The sequence below is a fragment of the Alteromonas sp. DYW1 genome (assembly GCF_059752595.1).
On record NZ_CM186038.1, the window covers coordinates 2,683,068 to 2,699,714 of the forward strand.

Below are 16,647 nucleotides of genomic sequence, written 5' to 3' on the forward strand. Positions count from 1 at the left end.
AATTACTCGAAATCGTCCCAGTGCAGTGGCTTCCCTTTGGGCAGTGGTTGTTTAGCTTTTTTGCCAAGCACCGACTCCCAGTGCTTAGGTTGTAAACCAAACGCTGGGCGAACGATACGCAAGTTACTGCGGTCTAACGTTTCGCCAGCTTGCACATCTTCAGCAACATAAATAGAACGGCGATACTGTTTTGACTTCTCTTCTGAGACCACGCCACCATAGCGGACATGCCCCATCGCGAGCCACGCACGCTTGGTTTCTTCAACCAACAATTTGAGTTCATGGGGCTCCAAGGAAAATTCCGCATCTACACCACCAGCATTGCGATCCAATACAAAATGCTTTTCAATCACCGTCGCTCCAAGTGCAACAGAGGCAACTGCCACGCCAACACCACGAGTATGATCAGATAATCCCACTTGGCACCCGAACGCGTCCCGCATATGGGGAATGGTCAGTAGATTGGTATTGCCGGCATCAGCGGGATAGGTACTGGTGCATTTCAATAGAATAATATCGTCACAACCGGCATTCTTAGCCGTATTAACGGCTTCTTCGATCTCTGCTAACGACGCCATCCCAGTTGACATGATCAGAGGTTTGCCTTTACTCGCGGCTTTGGCAATCAAAGGCAAGTCAGTCAACTCGAACGACGCAATCTTAAAACACGGAACGTTTAAATCGTTAAGAAAATCTACGGCGTGTTCATCAAAGGGAGAACTAAATGCAATCAACCCGCGTTTTGCTGCATGCTCAAATAAAAGTTTGTGCCATTCATAGGGTGTGGCTGCCTTAGCGTAGAGCCCATGCAAACGTTCGCCGTGCCAAAGACTATCCGTTTCTTGGATGATAAAATCATCACTCTCAACATTTAAGGTCATGGAGTCTGCGGTATAGGTCTGCAACTTTATCGCATCTACCCCGGCGTCGGCTGCCGCATCAATCATAGCGATCGCCGTAGTTAAATCTTGACCATGATTACCACTTAACTCGGCAATAATGAAAGGCTCATCACTGAAACCAATGATCCGGTTATTGATCCGAACATCATGCATCTGTATTTCCCTCCAAGATCGTCATTATCCCGTCAATAAGGATTTCTGGCTCGATGGGTTTATCGCTCATATCCGTGGCGTAGTCTGGCATTAATGTACGAGGATCAACCTGCCCGGTGATGACGAGTGTCGGACAACCGACTGTTGTTGCCAACCATTGCGGTGCCGACGGAACGGTGATCAACAAATCCGTGCTTTTCAGCATCGCTAAGGTTTGCGCAAGCGGTACTGAACCGTCAAACCCTGTCCAAACATGCACACCTTTAGCTTCCAGCAATGCCTGAACTTCATCAGCGTAGGGATAGTGACGCTCTGGTGTCCGCGCGTCGCAAGCCAGAGCCACGATGGGCTGGCCTTGTTTACGCAAACGTTCAAGCGCGGGATCGGCTGCGACCGCGATATGCATGTCTAACTCAATCCCTGTAAAGCTACAGCATGTCTTAAGATAAAATTCTGGATATCCGCCATCCGGCGCCAAACCATTTTGCCACCATGGGGTATTCCAACGGTGCATGCTAAACCAAGTGCTTTGCAGGTACGCCACAGGCTCGTTCACAAATTCTGGCTTAAGCGTCTGCGCTTGAAATTGACTGATCAGCTCCCCGACCGACATGCCGATAATATTTCCCTTCACCGGCTCGCCAGCATCTTTTAGAAAACGCGCTAAGAAACATGGCATAAACCAGGTATCAAGATTAATGATCTGTTGATATCCCTCGCCCACAATGGTTTCAGCCAAGCCGAGAAAAGTCTCCATAGCGTAAACGATATTATCCGGCCATTCGCCTTTTTCTAGACCAAAGACATGCACATCAGGCTCAGCGAGTTGGATGATTTCTTTGCCTGCTGCAAACGTCAAAAAATGAATGTCTGCGGTTGGATTTTGTTGCTTTATGTAGCGCAGCGCGGGCAGTCCGATGCAGGTAACATCTCCCAATCCTAGCATGCGGATAAGCAGAATTTTGGGGGCTTGATTTGCTTGTTCTGTCATAACGAAACTTCTTTATTCATATAAGCTTGATACATTAGCTCTGCGCGCGCCCAGTCTTCTTCAGTGTCAATATCCTGCACCAAGTAACGCGGCAACTCCACCGCAATACTGTGCTCTGAAAACATGGCTTTATCCGATAAATAACCGGCGTAACTTCCCCAATAAAATTGCCCTGCATCGTGCAAGCCTTCGTCCAAGTCTTGTGAACGCGTTGCGGCATATTCAGGATACATACTGGTAACCCCATCACCGACGCGTTTTAACGCGCGTTGCACAGGGAAAGCAAAAGTCGTTACTGAAAAGGCAAAGGCCTTATTGGGATTTGCTGACAATCGCTCATATCCTTCACGCAAATATTTGGCTTGCAGAAAAGGGGCGGTCGCATAAATACAACAGCAATAATCAGGCTGCGTAAATTGCTCCGCATAGGCTAGCATCGCTTGATTGGTGACCGCTCGTGTGCCAGTAAAATCATCCGCAAGCTCTGCGGGGCGTAAAAAAGGCACTTCTGCTCCCCATTGACGAGCAACTTCAGCGATTTCTTGGTCATCGGTTGATACCATCACAGCGTCAAACAACTGGCTCTTTATGGCAGCCTCAATGCTATAGGAGAGCATAGGTTTACCGCAAAACTCGCGGATATTCTTCCGCGGGATCCGTTTACTTCCACCGCGTGCGGGAATAATCGCTATATTCACGCTAATACCTCATGCAATGCCTTTACAACCTTGTCCTGGTGTTCCTCAGTTAAATCTGGATATAGCGGCAAAGTAATAGCGCGCTGGTAAAACAACTCGGCATTAGGAAATTGACCTTGCTTAAAACCCAGTTCACGATAATAAGGTTGCAGGTGGATCGGTATATAATGCACGTTGACCCCAATCCCCGCTTTACGCAGACCATCAAATACGTTCTTGCGTTCATGCTCGAGCACTTCAATCATGTATAGATGCCAGGCACTTTCATCATTTTCGTCAGCATTTGGGATGGGTAATTGCAACGGTAATTCTTGTAGAAGAAGATGATAACGATGCGCCAACGCTCGGCGCTGGGCAATAAAGTGGGTTAACCGCGTTAGCTGGCTAATGCCTAATGCAGCGTGTATATCACTTAACCGATAGTTATACCCGAGAGAGAGTTGTTGATAATACCAATCCCCCTGTTGTTCGGTCATATCGGCTGGGTCGCGTGTGATCCCATGTTTAGCAAATAGCACGAGTCGCTTGGCTAAAGATGAGTTATTGGTTACCACAGCTCCACCTTCCGCTGTGGTGATACTCTTAACTGGGTGAAAACTCAACACCGCCATGTCAGAATATTGGCAACGACCAATCGGTAATGCCTGATATTGCCCGCCCAATGCATGTGCTGCGTCTTCAATAACACAAATGCCTAAGGGCTGGGCAAGCGCATGGATCGCCTGCATATCACAACTCAGTCCGGCAAAATGCACCACAATTAATGCTTTAGGCAAACGACCTAATTGTTTGGCCACCGCTAATTTCGCTTCCAATTCGGCTACCGAGAGATTCCGCGTCAGTGGATCAATGTCAACAAAGTCGACATCTGCACCACAGTAGCGTGCACAATTTGCTGATGCAACAAAGGAATTCGGAGAAGTCCAAACCAAGTCTCCGGGGCCAATTCCTGCTGCCAAGCAAGCAACATGCAAACCTGACGTTCCGCTATTCACAGCCACACAATGCGCCGCTCCCGTATAATCACACAACGCCGCTTCAAACGCTGGAACTGTCTCGCCCTGCGTTAAAAATTTATTTTTCAACACATCTACGACAGCATCAATATCCTGTTGCGTGACACTATGCTTACCGTACGGGATCATTCGGTGACTTTATCCAGTGCTTGTAGTTCTTCAACGGTTAGGAAATGGGGATTGGTGCCGGAGTTATATTCAAATTTGTCAGTCACCGGTTTACCGCTTTCTCCCAAGCGATTAGATCCATAGTCAATGTTTTTATCAAAAAATTTAATGGCTGGCGTGATCACGTAATGATCGTCAAACTCATAGGAATGATGCGCCATCTCCTCAGGTACCATCACCTCATGGAGTTTTTCACCGGGTCTGATACCGACTAAATCGTAGTCTTTACTACCACTCATTGCTTCAATAAGGTCGGTAATACGAATTGATGGGATCTTGGGTACAAAAATCTCACCACCTTGCATGCGCTGAAAGTCTTTAATAACAAAGTCGACGCCTTCGTCGAGCGTGATCCAAAAACGTGTCATCTCTTCATGCGTTAAAGGCAATGCCTTGCAACCTTCGGCCAATAGACGGCGATAAAATGGTACAACCGAACCGCGGGAACCGACCACGTTGCCATACCGGACGACAGCAAATCGAGGGCCCGACGCGCCACTGATGTTATTGGCAGCAACAAACAATTTATCTGATGCCAATTTTGTGGCGCCATAAAGGTTAACTGGATTAGCTGCTTTATCGGTAGATAGAGCAATAACACGCCGCACATTCGTGGCTATCGCTGCATCAATCACATTTTGTGCGCCATTAATATTGGTCTTTATACATTCATTCGGATTGTATTCAGCCGCAGGAACTTGTTTAAGCGCAGCGGCATGTACCACGTAATCAACATCCCGCATGGCCGCTTTCAAACGTTCTTTATCGCGCACATCCCCCAAAAAGAAGCGCATGCAGGGAGCTTTATAGACTTGCTGCATTTCAAACTGTTTAAGTTCGTCACGCGAGTACACAATTATCTTTTTAGGTTGGTAATTTGCTAATAAATGCGTAATAAAACGCTTACCAAAAGACCCAGTGCCGCCGGTTATGAGTAAACTTTTGTTATTAAACATATTCAGTGTCCTGAAGTATGTATGGAGTGTTGCTTTCAGCTTGCTTAAGCGCCTCCATAATTTCATCCGAAGTCATGTTAAGACCCAGGGTTTTAGCTCTTAACTCATTGGCCCCTATTTCATACATCGAATCACCAAATCCATCGAAGCGACATGCAAAAGGCTCTGTTAGGGTGTTGGCCGTAAGCCAATTTTTTGACTCATACCAAGCAGTTATTCTCGATTTGGTGGTAACCGTATCAGGTAAAGCATATTCAATGCCATTCTTTGTAATCACCTTTGGTATTACGATGCTGCCAACATTACTGTAGCTTAAAAGCGCTGTGGTATGAAAAGCATTATTTAGTGCATGACTGTATGGCTGAGTACTCGTTGGATCGATGTTACCCTCCAACACTAAGTAATTGCCATTTGGTATACTCGGCAATTTCTCACCTTTTGGTACCGTATCCAATACAACAATGGCTGAATTATATCTACTAAGAAGGCTTTTTTGAGCATCTAGTTTTCGCCAAAATGCCTGGTGCTCAAATTGACCCGTTACATAAAAGATCACTTTGTCATACATACTAGCGTCAATATCTTCTTGGAGCGCTTGCTGAAGTGAAACCACCTCAAGTGAATAATTTAAGCCTCGAAGTGAACGGTGGAAATCTAGTGCCTGAATAAACGAATTAGAATTTGTAACCAACAAATACTTTTTTTGCATCACAAAATTGCGCACAAACGACGTGACCCGCAACCAGCGCATAGATGAAGATTCATCGGTCCTATAAGGGGTTTGCAAAAACATTTGTTGGATCGATATCAGGCATGTCCGCCATTCTTCTAAGCAAGCAGGTAAACACTTTTCCTTCACTGCATCATTTGAGTAGTTCAGCTTCGAAAGAGCTGCACTGGCGTAGTTAACACTACCGTATAAGTAGTAAAAAATGAGCGATGTATTTTGCTGCACCGAATCAACTAACACTCCACGCTGAGCATCAACAAGGGCATCAATATCAGCGTCCATCGGTTCCCTGAGAGCATCATTAACGAGCGTAATGATCTTGTCTAGATCTGCAACAATTGCATCAATATTCAACAATGCATCAAAGCGTGACAGTGCCGTTTGATTAAAGTCATTGTTAAACAACTTAGTTTTAATTGCTGCAATGCTATTTCGCTTTTGCTCACTTTCATTGGTCAATAAAATGTGGTCAATGTTTAACGGAATAGTGCCTTGTATAAAAGCCCCATTTGAGCAGTTGTAAACCTCTACATGCTTGGCCTGTAAGGTTTCTTCCATCACCATTTTAGAAATTTTAAATTCGTGCTTAGTATAAACCGAGGGTTGAAAGTTGCCCTTTATTTGTAAGACTGAGTGATTACTTGAAACGTAATCATATAACTCTTCTCCATTTTCATCGTAATATCCCGAACTTTGCGAGTGATGTTTTTTAAGGTCGCAATAACCTAAATCGATCCCCAGGAGGTATATGGAGTAAGGATTAAACGATGAAAATAAATCGAGCGCGAAATTGGCTACTGTTGGAAAAGCGAACTCCATCAAATGCAAAGCTGCTTTATTGATCACTGACGACCAAGTAACTGTCGAAGCCTCACCCTCTTTAAAGCATAGATAAATATCTTTGTATAACGCACAGGTATCCGGGTGGATCCCATTACATGAAATGAGCGAAATAGTTTTCAAGTAATCAAAGCTACCTGCCCTGCAAGCCCAATCAAAAGTAGATCGATTTTGCTCAATTTCACAATGAAAGTCGGGCGTAATCTGATGTTCATAAAGTGTCTTTAGTGCCGTTCCACAACTCACAATAATTGCTTGACCGCTAATTTCCTTTAGCGCACCTAAACTTTCATCAAGCGAAGGACCATTGCCAACCAAGACTATAGGAACGGATTTTTCGTCGACCGAAAGCCGCTTATCAGGATTATTCAGTAAAATAGGCGCATCGGATTGAATAACCTGACGCGTGTGATTGATACCGTAAAATGCATGATCGAAGTAATCGCCCATCGACAGCAGTAGCTTTAACTGCTCTTGTAAATTCACCAGGGCACTATCCATCAATTCATTGGCATAACTTTGATAGATATAGGTCTGGGCTAATAGATATGGGCCTAACGAATAAAACTGCTTGATCAGATCTTTTGTTAGGTTACTGCCATCATCGCCAACATTGATATAAACATGCCGGTTTTGTTCATTGAGTTGTTGTAATAAAGCTGCCCAGTCTAAATTGAATAGACTGGCATAAAACAAATCAAGACTGGGCTCACAAATAAACAGTTTTTCCACTTGATGCTGAGCAAGTAACTGCTGCAAAACATGCGCGTTACTAATACCAAATAAAATAAATGATTTTACCTGCTCAGGTAGCTCAGCGATTTCTTCCTCCACGCTTTCAATTAACGCTTCAGTTTTGATGACAAATTGATAATGGTGGTAGTGCTTAAGCTTTTCTCCCGTATACCCTAATATGAGACCATTCTTGTTCGGATAGCGACTGAAAAACGCAAACTCCTGCTCAGCAATCATGGTCGAGTCAGCATCAAAATACAGTGCCTGGGATTTATTATTTAACAGATTAAAACTACCGTCAGCGCATTTTACAGGAAACCAGTTTACTGGGGTGTAATCACGAAATTGCTTTGCGATGTCAGGAAAGTACTCTTGGAAAGCTGCGATATTTTTCTGAAATAGCTCAAATGACTGATCAAAGGCAGCAATTTCTGCACTGACTGGCGCTGGCGTCCACATAGGGCAACAATCATTAAACCCATAGTGATGTTGAAATTTAAATCGAGTTTTAATCAGTGCATGCCAAGGTTTACTCACCAGTTGATGACAAATCGCATCAAACACCGGCATGTTGTAATGCTTATAAAGATAGAACTCATCAAAGTTAGCTGCTTGGCCTAACTCTGCGATATCATCTAGCAGGTTAGATCCATTTTCCCCAATTTGAAAATAAAGCGCTGTTGATTTTCGTTGACACAAAGCTAACAACGCCCGCCAATCTTTGACAAAATTGGCGCACTTAAAATAATCGCGATTAGGTTCATAAATCACCACATGCGATACATCATGTTGTTGCAGTAAATACTCTAAAGCATGGCCTAATCCAAGACCCAATATGACCAACACATTGACCTTCTCTGGCAACGGTTGCCAATCTTTAAGCCACTCGAGCGGCTCTGAGTTCTCGTCATTCTGATCACTTAAGGAAACTCGTAGTGCGTTTCTAATGAAACCGTCAACATGTTTTATCGATTCAACTTGAGGCGCTTCACCATACAGGGCTCGCCCATTAGTATAATCGACAATGTTAGCTTCACCGTGCTTATTCACAAACAACGACATGCGCTCCGGCGGACCCGATTCAAGCTCTTTTTTCATTCCTGGAATGAATTGTTCAAAGGCGCGGAGGTTACGGCGATAAAGGGTTTCAATCTGAACAGCAAAGGCCTTCTCATGTGCCTGTTGACGAGTACTATCTTGGTCGATGTGGAACTGAATAAGCTGCCGCATATTATTCGAGGTACTTATTTGCCGCTTTACGCTTACGAATTTGAGATGTTGCTTCGATTAGCGTGCTCTTGCCGATTTCTGCAACTCGTGCAATGAGGAGATTGTTGATTTCTATCTCGGCGGAGGCAAATGCTTTTCGTTCTTCGTTTGCAAGCGTATTAAGGTAAGTTTGGATATAATCATCACGCTCAGCAACGAGCGCCAATAAGGATTCGCTATTCATATCCTCTTCACACAACACGTTTTTAATCGCTTCATTGATTGTGCGAAGAGGCTCTGGAGTTAAGGCGTGATTTAAGGCTTTAAGATTCACACAGCTTGTTGTTTTTGACGCTTGGCTTCATACGCCTGCTGTTTTGCTTCCTCAGGAATTTGTAGCCACGCATTACGAATCGGTGATAATAGGCTAATCACTTCATCCACAATCTGCAAGCTATTTTCAACGTTAGCGTCGGTCAAACGTCCAATCATAAAATCATATAATGCATACAAATTTTCGGAAATTTCTGCTCCAACTTCCATATCTAACGTGTCACGTAAGTTAAGAATAATTGCTGTTGCACGCGATAAATGCTCTGAACGTCCGGCAAAATCCTTGCGCTCCATACAACCTTTTGCATAAGCCATCTTATCCAACGCCCCCTGCATTAACATAAGGGTAAGCTTGTGTGGATCTGCGCTCGCAACGCTTTGCTTTAGTCCACCTTTTTTATAGGCATTAATACCTGTTAAAGCCATTTAACGTCTCCTTAACCTAATGATGCCAGTAATGCTTGCCCAGTTCGATTTAAGCGGGATACGGTCTGATCTAGATTCAGATACTTATCACGTAAAACCTGCTCATAACTTAACATGCGTAACTCAAACCGCTCACGATCATCGAACACTTGATCTTTATCGTCTTTCGCCGCTCTTTCGCGGGTACTCAAAATACCACTGAAAGACGTATACTGTTCGATGTAGTCGTATAAGCGAGTCGCAATCCCATCGTCCTCACTTGAAAATAGTTTAGCGACTTCATCAAAGTTGTCTTCTAGCGCGTCTTTTAAGCGGTCCTGACCGCTACCTAAACCAAAATCCAGATCGCCAATTTCAAGCTTGCCATCTTGGTCTACTTCAATACCAATGCTAAACAATCCGCCAAGCTGAGAGGAGTTCACAGCACCACCAACCAAATTAGCTAACCCACTTTGGATGCTTCGGACCAGTGAATCACCCGCTAGTGCGCCATCTTTTTCTAACTCTGACTCACCGTATCGAGTCAGTGTTTTAATTTCTTCAATAACGCTGTTGTAGTTCTTTACAAAGTCATTGATTTTTTCTTCAAGACCGGTCTTATCGAATCCGATATTTAATTTAGAAGCATTATAAATTTTACCATCGGGATAATTTACGAGATCCGTGGTTTCGGTAAAGCTAGACAACTCATTAGCGGTAAACGACACGTTTTGAATTGTGTTTTCGAATTCGTTTGAGGCACTTTGGACCTCTATCCCATCGACCGTGGCAATCGCATTTTGTGCGCTTTTAATGGGGCTTAAGTAACTCGCTAATTCCGCTGAGTCAGTTGTCGCCACACGGTTTAAATCAGCCAAGTTATTGTCGTTGACAATCACAAGGTCATTCCCCGCGCCGGTCACTTCAGAAGTAAAGACTAACTTGGCACCAGCAGCCGTACCCGTTGAAATAATGTTGGCATTCACCCCAAAATTATTATCTGACGCATTAATCGCTTCGCGCAGCTGTGCAAGCGTCATACCTGCAGTCACATTGACACTAAAGGTATCGCCGGTACTACCGACCTTAAAAGTAAGTGAACCACTGCCAGCTGAAAGCACCGAGTCTGTAGAGCTGGTGAATCCTCCGCTAGTCGCATCAGCAGTTTCTATTCGACTACCGCTAGCTAACTGTTTAACCGCAATGGAGTACTCGCCTTGCAACGCACTATTAGATGCTTCAGCAGAAATAGTATCGTCATCCTCTGTTGGGTTTGTAATCGTTGGTTCTCGCTTGTTGATCGCATTATCACGACGCAACTCGTCAACCGAATCTTGAAAGTCCTTGAGCTTGGACTTGATTTGGCCTAAACCGGATATTTGCGCTTCGATCGTCTCTTCACGCGCATCCAGTCTGTCTTGTTTCGGCTTCCGCTCGGCCTCTAGTAACTGTGTTACCAGATCATCGAGCGCTAACCCAGAACCTACACCTAACGATTGAATTGTCATACCCTACCTCGATCACATACCTTTTCAGCACACCAAAACAAAGAAGCCGCAAAACACCCACTACGGTGATCTACGGCACTCAAGCAGAAAGCTTAAACTTCCTTTGCTGGCTAAACCTGATTGTTAAACAGAACCCCTACACTGCTGCCGACGTCGGTCTGGAACTCGCGGAGTCGTTCTGCAAGTCTTAGCACTTCGTCGGACGGAATTTGACGAATAACGTCACCACTTTCCGCTTCAGTTACGGTCACTACTGACCGCTGTGTACTTTGGTCTACCGAGAAGCTCAAGTTGCGATTTTGCGATTGTAAGAATTGCTCAATCTCTCTTGACGCTTGCTCTACTGCTTGAGTATCAGATTGCTGCTCACCTCTTTCAGTATCGGCTGAGGAGAAACTATCTTGAGCTTCATTTCTCGCCTGCTGTAAAGGTGAGTTGCCATCATTCACTGCCGCACGCGACTCAGTACTCGGCGTCTCTGGTTGCTGAGTTTGCGGTTCAGCCGCCAAGTTCCGCGTCGATTGAGCTGCGCTTGTCAGTGATGTTACAGCAAAAGTCTGGCCAATTTGCGAATTAATACCTTCCACAATTAACCTCCTTTAATCTTTACCATACCAGTATAGTCTATCCTAACAATGACAGTGCCGCTTGCGGGCGCTGATTTGCTTGCGATAGTACAGAAATAGACGCCTGTTGCACGATTTGGTTCCGTGTCAGCTCAGCCGTTTCTGCAGCAAAATCGGTATCCTTGATCCGCGAACGCGCAGCGGCCACGTTTTCCGAAATGTTACTTAAGTTACGGATGGTCGATTGGAAACGGTTTTGCAATGCACCTAAATCCGCTCGAATACCACCAATCGCAGAGATAGCGGTATCGATTGCACCGATCGCTGCAGACGCGGTTGAAGCAGACGTTACCGACGTATCGGTAATACCCAAACCTGCCGCACTAAAGCCTGTTGCACCTTGGATCTTACCCGCAGATAAGTTCACCGAGATAGTTTGACCACCTTCAGCACCCACCAAAAACGCGGCAGAGAAACCTGCATTCAACAATTTAACGCCGTTAAACTCAGTATCGGTAGCGATCCGCGTAATCTCACTTTTCAACGCTGATACTTCTTTCTGCAATGCAGACCGGTCTGAAGATGAGTTAATGCCGTTTTGTGACTGAATGGCTAACTGACGGATCCGCTGCAACGCGATCGTTGTTTCACCCAGTGCTCCCTCAGCAGTTTGCGTTAATGAGATGGCATCATTGGCGTTTCGAACCGCTTGGTTCAGGCCTTGAATTTGAGATGTGAGTCGGTCAGTGATCTGCAAGCCAGCAGCATCATCGGCTGCACGGTTGATACGAAACCCTGATGACAAACGTTCAAATGAAGTGCTGAGTGCTTGGCCAGAATTGAACAACTGACGCTGCGCATTAATGGCGGACACATTTGTATTGACGTATAAAGTCATAATTTTACCTCCTGGGAAACAGCTTGCTTTGAGAGAACCAGCTATTCCTTCCACATTAAACTCAAGGCCAAAACCCAGAGTTCCCTCGAGCGTTAAGCGCTACCACACGCTTAACAATTTAGTAATTAAATTACCCCTCAGCATCTTTATCGGCCAATCCATAAGAGTCTTTAGCTTTTTTTTTAATTTTTTAATAAAAAAATATAACCATCTGTTTTTAAATGTAAAATTAGTATTAAAGTTTTTCTAAAAACTGATTTAAGAAACGGTTTTCAGGCACTTTAGTTGATTAATTTAGAGGTGAAGATGAAATTGAAAATGCAAGAAATCGCAGACACATAACCCATTTATCTGCTACTAAATTGACATCTAAACATTGTTCAAGGTCGAGAGGCGGGCTCTGAGTTGATGCCAATAAGGTGTTAAAAAGGAACCTTAGCAGATTGATTTTTTGTTCTGCTCAACTTCGTTTCGACAAGCGATTCGCCGATTATACTTTCCTGGTAAGTTACTTTATTGGTCTAAGAGTATAGCTACAGAGTGCAGTTAAAACTGTAAAGGTTGGCCAGAAAGTGTTTTCCGGTTAATAAATCAAGGAAGCTACAAAATTGGCACAATGCATGCTTAAACGAAAGAGCCGACGTTGATGTCAATTCATTGGCGCCAATAATAAAAAAAGGCCGAGTCATAAGACCCGGCCAACTTGCTCACGTTAGGAGATGGAGCAAATTCGGTTTCAGTCGGCTGGCAGGATTATTAGTAGATTTTAAACTGGCCTCTCAACCATAAATTCTACACTCTCGGTCCTGTTAGTCGGCGTTTTAATTGATTCCTTCTGTATCTTGGCCTTACGGCCGCCATCCCTGGCGAGGTTGGCCTCTCAGTTCCACCCTCTCTTGCTATTTTTTACTGTAATAAACTCAATGCTGACTGCGGTCGCTGATTCGCTTGCGAAAGCACTGTTGTGCTCGCTTGCTGAATGATCTGCCAGCGGGTCAATTCTGCCGTTTCGGCGGCAAAGTCTGTATCTCGAATGCGCGATCTTGCCGCTGAAACATTTTCAGAAATATTCGACAAATTTCTAATCGTGGATTGGAAGCGATTTTGAATGGCCCCCAAATCAGCGCGTTTTGCATCTATCGTTGAAATCGCACTATCAATAGTTGTTAGCGCAGCTGATGCCAAGGCTGTCGTCAGCACCGACACTTGAGCACCATTAGTGAGGCCTGAAACACCAAACCCACCTGCGCGAGAAATGTTAACGCTAATGGTTTGCCCGGCATTGGCGCCCACGAGGAAAGCCGCTGAATAGGTACCATCCAGAACATTAACGCCGGCGAATTGAGTATAGGCAGCAATGCGACTGATTTCATTCTTCAGCGCAGTCACTTCTTTTTCTAAAGCCACTCGGTCAGCAGAGGTATTTATGCCGTTTTGGGATTGAATCGCCAGCACGCGTATCCGCTGCAAGGCTGTGGTGGCCTCGGCGAGTGCGCCTTCAGTGGTTTGCGCAAGTGAAATACCATCATTGGCATTGCGCGTGGCTTGGTCAAGCCCTTGGATTTGTGAGGTCATCCGGTCGCTGATTTGCAATCCGGCTGCATCATCTGCAGCTCGGTTAATGCGAAAGCCTGAGGATAACCGCTCGAATGCGGTAGTTAAATTAACCCCCGAATCGATCAGTTGTCTGCGTGCATTTAATGACGAGACATTGGTATTGACATAAATAGTCATGGTCTCTCTCCTAACGTTTTCTAAAATTTGTTTTTCATTACTTGAAAAACATTAACCTCAAGAAAACAATGGATTACCAATCAATTAAAATTGGCACGACCTATGCTTATCAATAATGTCACCTGATGTAATGTCAGGTTGATATTTTTTGCTAGGCATATGTCGAGCGAAAGACTAAGCTAAACAGAGCGTTTGCTCTTGCTGACTGGCAGGTATGATGTTCCAGACCTCATACCTCTCACTACCTCCTGGCGTTATACTTGTCAGTTGGCAGCCTTAAACCAGACGCATTTGTTTAACTTACCTTTATCTCCCATTGTCTTGTAAAAAATTGCTTACTTACCGGTCGGTTGCAGTCTGCCCCCACATATTGCCTTCCGACCGTTTTTCTCTTACTTACCGTGTTGCCTACTGCCCCCGCCGTTAGCAACCCAACTAAGCATAATCATCTCCATAATCAATAACTTACTGCAGAAGACTTAATGCTTGCTGTGGGCGCTGATTGGCCTGCGAGAGTACAGTCGTACTGGCCTGCTGGATGATCTGCCAACGGGTTAACTCAGCTGTTTCAACAGCAAAATCAGTATCCCGGATCCGCGACCGTGCCGCTGATGCATTTTCAGAAATATTACTTAAGTTTCTGATCGTTGATTGAAAACGGTTTTGAATAGCACCGAGCTCAGCACGTGCACCACCAATGGCCGACAAAGCGCCATCGACAATGGTCAATAACGCAGACGCTCCTTGCACTGTTTCAACCGATTGCGTGGAATCCAAACCCAATCCAGTAGCACTAAATCCGTTGATACCTGGAATTTGTGCCGCCGAGATATTGACGGAAATGAATTGACCACCATTAGCACCAACGAGGAAGGCAGCTGAAAATCCACCGGTCAATAAGTCAACACCCGCAAACTGCGATGTTTGCGCAATCCGACTGATCTCGGTTTTCAATGCAGTCACTTCTTTTTGTAGTGCCACGCGGTCGGCTGAGGTATTAATACCGTTTTGCGCCTGAATAGCTAATACGCGGATCCGTTGTAGTGCAACGGTAATTTCCTGCATTGCACCCTCAGCGACCTGTGATAACGAGATGCCATCGTTAGCGTTCCGAACCGCTTGATCAAGCCCTTTAATTTGGGTTGTCATACGATCCGAAATTTGCAAACCCGCAGCGTCATCTTTGGCGCTATTGATCCGAAAACCAGACGATAAGCGTTCAAACGCGGTATTTAATTGATTGTTTGATGTGAATAGTTGTCGTTGAGCATTCAACGACGACACATTCGTACTTACGAATAAAGACATGTTACTAATCTCCTAACGATTTTTTAGTGCCAGACTTTATTTTTATTATTGACGTCTGGTGTTCACGTTCTGAAACTAACGCTCAGATACGTAACGACTAATGCTTCCAGTCTTGTTTGCTGTCGGTCATTAGTTGATCAAGTCCGGTATTTTTGTTTTTAGTCGGTACCTAATCGTAAAGTGCCCCGCTGTTATTATTATTTTCTGCGAGTGCCTTTGATTTGGTTATCGTTTGAGATTTGAATATGCTTTAGAAAAAAATTTGACTTATTTTTTTATTCTTTATATTTCAATTAGTTAAAAAATAAAAAAGGCCAGGAAAACCTGGCCTGGTGCTCGTCGTTAGGAGAGAGTGAGCAAACTCCCGACTGTTTGATGCAAAACCAAAACTACCTCCTGGCGCTATGACCAAACAGCAATTCGGATTTATTAACCGAGTAACTGAAGCGCTGTCTGAGGACGCTGATTAGCCTGCGACAATACTGTAGTACTTGCCTGCTGGATAATCTGGTTACGCGTCAGTTCAGCTGTTTCAGAAGCAAAGTCAGTATCTTTGATACGTGAACGTGCACCTGATACGTTTTCAGCAATGTTGCTTAAGTTACGGATGGTAGACTGAAAGCGGTTTTGAAGCGCACCCAAGTCGGCACGTGCCCCGCCAATTGCTGACAATGCTGAATCAACTGCAGTCAACACCGCTGAAGCACCAGCAACGTTGGCAACGGTTGAGTCCGCAAGGCCTAGGCCTGCAGCACTGAATCCATTCACACCCTGAAGGTTGGTTGAAGACAAGTTAACAGAAATCGTTTGACCACCGTTTGCACCGACTAGGAAGGAGGCTGAAAAACCGCCTGTAAGAAGGTCTACGCCGTTGAACTGCGTATCTGTAGAGATACGTGTAATTTCAGTTTTAAGGGCCGATACTTCTTTCTGCAACGCCAAGCGGTCAGCAGAAGAGTTAATACCGTTTTGCGCTTGCACAGCAAGCTGGCGAATTCGTTGCAGTGCAACAGTGGTCTCACCTAGCGCGCCCTCAGAGGTTTGCACCAATGAGATAGCATCGTTGGCATTTCTCACCGCTTGGTTCAGACCTTGGATCTGTGAAGTCATTCGGTCGGTGATCTGTAGACCAGCCGCATCGTCTGCTGCACGATTAATTCTGAAACCCGATGATAGACGCTCAAATGAAGTACTTAGCGAATTAGATACATCATACAACTGACGTTGGGCGTTCAACGCTGAAACGTTTGTATTTACGTAAAGTGACATAAGGAAACTCCTACACTCTCAGTCCAGCGCACGCTGGCGTTCGGTTTGACCCGACATTTAGTTCAAATTAGTAGAACACGAGCCCCTTAAATCGGGATTCATGAACTGGCTCTCTCGTGAACTGTATCGACGTGCAATACGATCCCTTTAATAAAAAAAGTAAAAAAATTGCCCATGCGGCAACTTTTTGCCACCTATAATTAGGGTAATTAACTGGTTTTACGACTA

14 protein-coding genes are annotated in these 16,647 nt (G+C 44.8%); all 14 read right to left on the reverse strand.

The window, feature by feature from the left end:
• Positions 1 to 2: 2 nt before the first annotated feature.
• Entirely contained in the window at positions 3 to 1,055 is a 1,053-nt protein-coding gene (gene pseI, locus AC121Z_RS12045) for a pseudaminic acid synthase (protein ID WP_498124266.1), read from the reverse strand.
• Positions 1,048 to 2,046: a glycosyltransferase family 9 protein gene (locus AC121Z_RS12050; protein ID WP_498124267.1), complete on the reverse strand. Its 999-nt coding sequence runs from the start codon at positions 2,044 to 2,046 to the stop codon at positions 1,048 to 1,050. Before AC121Z_RS12050 ends, pseI begins: the two co-directional genes overlap by 8 nt.
• Positions 2,043 to 2,744 (reverse strand): pseudaminic acid cytidylyltransferase, encoded by a 702-nt coding sequence (gene pseF, locus AC121Z_RS12055; RefSeq protein ID WP_498124269.1) that lies wholly within the window; start codon positions 2,742 to 2,744, stop codon positions 2,043 to 2,045. The genes AC121Z_RS12050 and pseF overlap by 4 nt, the downstream gene beginning before the upstream one ends.
• Complete coding sequence (gene pseC / locus AC121Z_RS12060) at positions 2,741 to 3,889, reverse strand: UDP-4-amino-4,6-dideoxy-N-acetyl-beta-L-altrosamine transaminase (RefSeq protein ID WP_498124271.1); 1,149 nt, start codon at positions 3,887 to 3,889, stop codon at positions 2,741 to 2,743. Before pseC ends, pseF begins: the two co-directional genes overlap by 4 nt.
• On the reverse strand, positions 3,886 to 4,884 hold the full coding sequence (gene pseB, locus AC121Z_RS12065; protein WP_498124273.1) for a UDP-N-acetylglucosamine 4,6-dehydratase (inverting): 999 nt from the start codon (positions 4,882 to 4,884) through the stop codon (positions 3,886 to 3,888). The genes pseC and pseB overlap by 4 nt, the downstream gene beginning before the upstream one ends.
• Complete coding sequence (locus AC121Z_RS12070) at positions 4,877 to 8,419, reverse strand: motility associated factor glycosyltransferase family protein (protein ID WP_498124274.1); 3,543 nt, start codon at positions 8,417 to 8,419, stop codon at positions 4,877 to 4,879. The genes pseB and AC121Z_RS12070 overlap by 8 nt, the downstream gene beginning before the upstream one ends.
• Position 8,420: 1 nt before the next feature.
• Positions 8,421 to 8,732, reverse strand: coding sequence for a hypothetical protein (locus tag AC121Z_RS12075; protein ID WP_498124275.1), 312 nt, complete (start codon positions 8,730 to 8,732; stop codon positions 8,421 to 8,423).
• Positions 8,729 to 9,157: a flagellar export chaperone FliS gene (fliS, locus tag AC121Z_RS12080; protein WP_498124276.1), complete on the reverse strand. Its 429-nt coding sequence runs from the start codon at positions 9,155 to 9,157 to the stop codon at positions 8,729 to 8,731. The genes AC121Z_RS12075 and fliS overlap by 4 nt, the downstream gene beginning before the upstream one ends.
• 11 nt (positions 9,158 to 9,168) lie before the next feature.
• Positions 9,169 to 10,644 carry a flagellar filament capping protein FliD gene (gene fliD / locus AC121Z_RS12085; RefSeq protein WP_498124277.1) on the reverse strand — a complete coding sequence of 492 codons (1,476 nt, stop codon included), beginning with the start codon at positions 10,642 to 10,644 and terminating at the stop codon, positions 9,169 to 9,171.
• Between the two features lie 110 nt (positions 10,645 to 10,754).
• Positions 10,755 to 11,231, reverse strand: coding sequence for a flagellar protein FlaG (locus tag AC121Z_RS12090; protein WP_498124278.1), 477 nt, complete (start codon positions 11,229 to 11,231; stop codon positions 10,755 to 10,757).
• A gap of 37 nt (positions 11,232 to 11,268) precedes the next feature.
• On the reverse strand, positions 11,269 to 12,108 hold the full coding sequence (locus tag AC121Z_RS12095; protein ID WP_498124279.1) for a flagellin N-terminal helical domain-containing protein: 840 nt from the start codon (positions 12,106 to 12,108) through the stop codon (positions 11,269 to 11,271).
• Positions 12,109 to 13,014: 906 nt separating this feature from the next.
• On the reverse strand, positions 13,015 to 13,842 hold the full coding sequence (locus tag AC121Z_RS12100) for a flagellin N-terminal helical domain-containing protein (RefSeq protein WP_498124280.1): 828 nt from the start codon (positions 13,840 to 13,842) through the stop codon (positions 13,015 to 13,017).
• Between the two features lie 465 nt (positions 13,843 to 14,307).
• On the reverse strand, positions 14,308 to 15,150 hold the full coding sequence (locus AC121Z_RS12105; protein ID WP_498124281.1) for a flagellin N-terminal helical domain-containing protein: 843 nt from the start codon (positions 15,148 to 15,150) through the stop codon (positions 14,308 to 14,310).
• Positions 15,151 to 15,579: 429 nt separating this feature from the next.
• Positions 15,580 to 16,419, reverse strand: a complete 840-nt coding sequence (locus AC121Z_RS12110; protein WP_498124283.1) for a flagellin N-terminal helical domain-containing protein — start codon at positions 16,417 to 16,419, stop codon at positions 15,580 to 15,582.
• Positions 16,420 to 16,647 lie beyond the last annotated feature (228 nt).

Bases quoted from the DNA above. Each gene is read 5' to 3' on its own strand.
- AC121Z_RS12050 (WP_498124267.1), bottom strand. From the start codon at position 2,046: ATGACAGAACAAGCAAATCAAGCCCCCAAAATTCTGCTTATCCGCATG.
- fliD (WP_498124277.1), bottom strand. From the start codon at position 10,644: ATGACAATTCAATCGTTAGGTGTAGGTTCTGGGTTAGCGCTCGATGAT.
- pseI (WP_498124266.1), bottom strand. From the start codon at position 1,055: ATGCATGATGTTCGGATCAATAACCGGATCATTGGTTTCAGTGATGAG.
- AC121Z_RS12095 (WP_498124279.1), bottom strand. From the start codon at position 12,108: ATGACTTTATACGTCAATACAAATGTGTCCGCCATTAATGCGCAGCGT.
- pseC (WP_498124271.1), bottom strand. From the start codon at position 3,889: ATGATCCCGTACGGTAAGCATAGTGTCACGCAACAGGATATTGATGCT.
- AC121Z_RS12100 (WP_498124280.1), bottom strand. From the start codon at position 13,842: ATGACTATTTATGTCAATACCAATGTCTCGTCATTAAATGCACGCAGA.
- fliS (WP_498124276.1), bottom strand. From the start codon at position 9,157: ATGGCTTTAACAGGTATTAATGCCTATAAAAAAGGTGGACTAAAGCAA.
- AC121Z_RS12110 (WP_498124283.1), bottom strand. From the start codon at position 16,419: ATGTCACTTTACGTAAATACAAACGTTTCAGCGTTGAACGCCCAACGT.
- AC121Z_RS12105 (WP_498124281.1), bottom strand. From the start codon at position 15,150: ATGTCTTTATTCGTAAGTACGAATGTGTCGTCGTTGAATGCTCAACGA.
- pseB (WP_498124273.1), bottom strand. From the start codon at position 4,884: ATGTTTAATAACAAAAGTTTACTCATAACCGGCGGCACTGGGTCTTTT.
- AC121Z_RS12070 (WP_498124274.1), bottom strand. From the start codon at position 8,419: ATGCGGCAGCTTATTCAGTTCCACATCGACCAAGATAGTACTCGTCAA.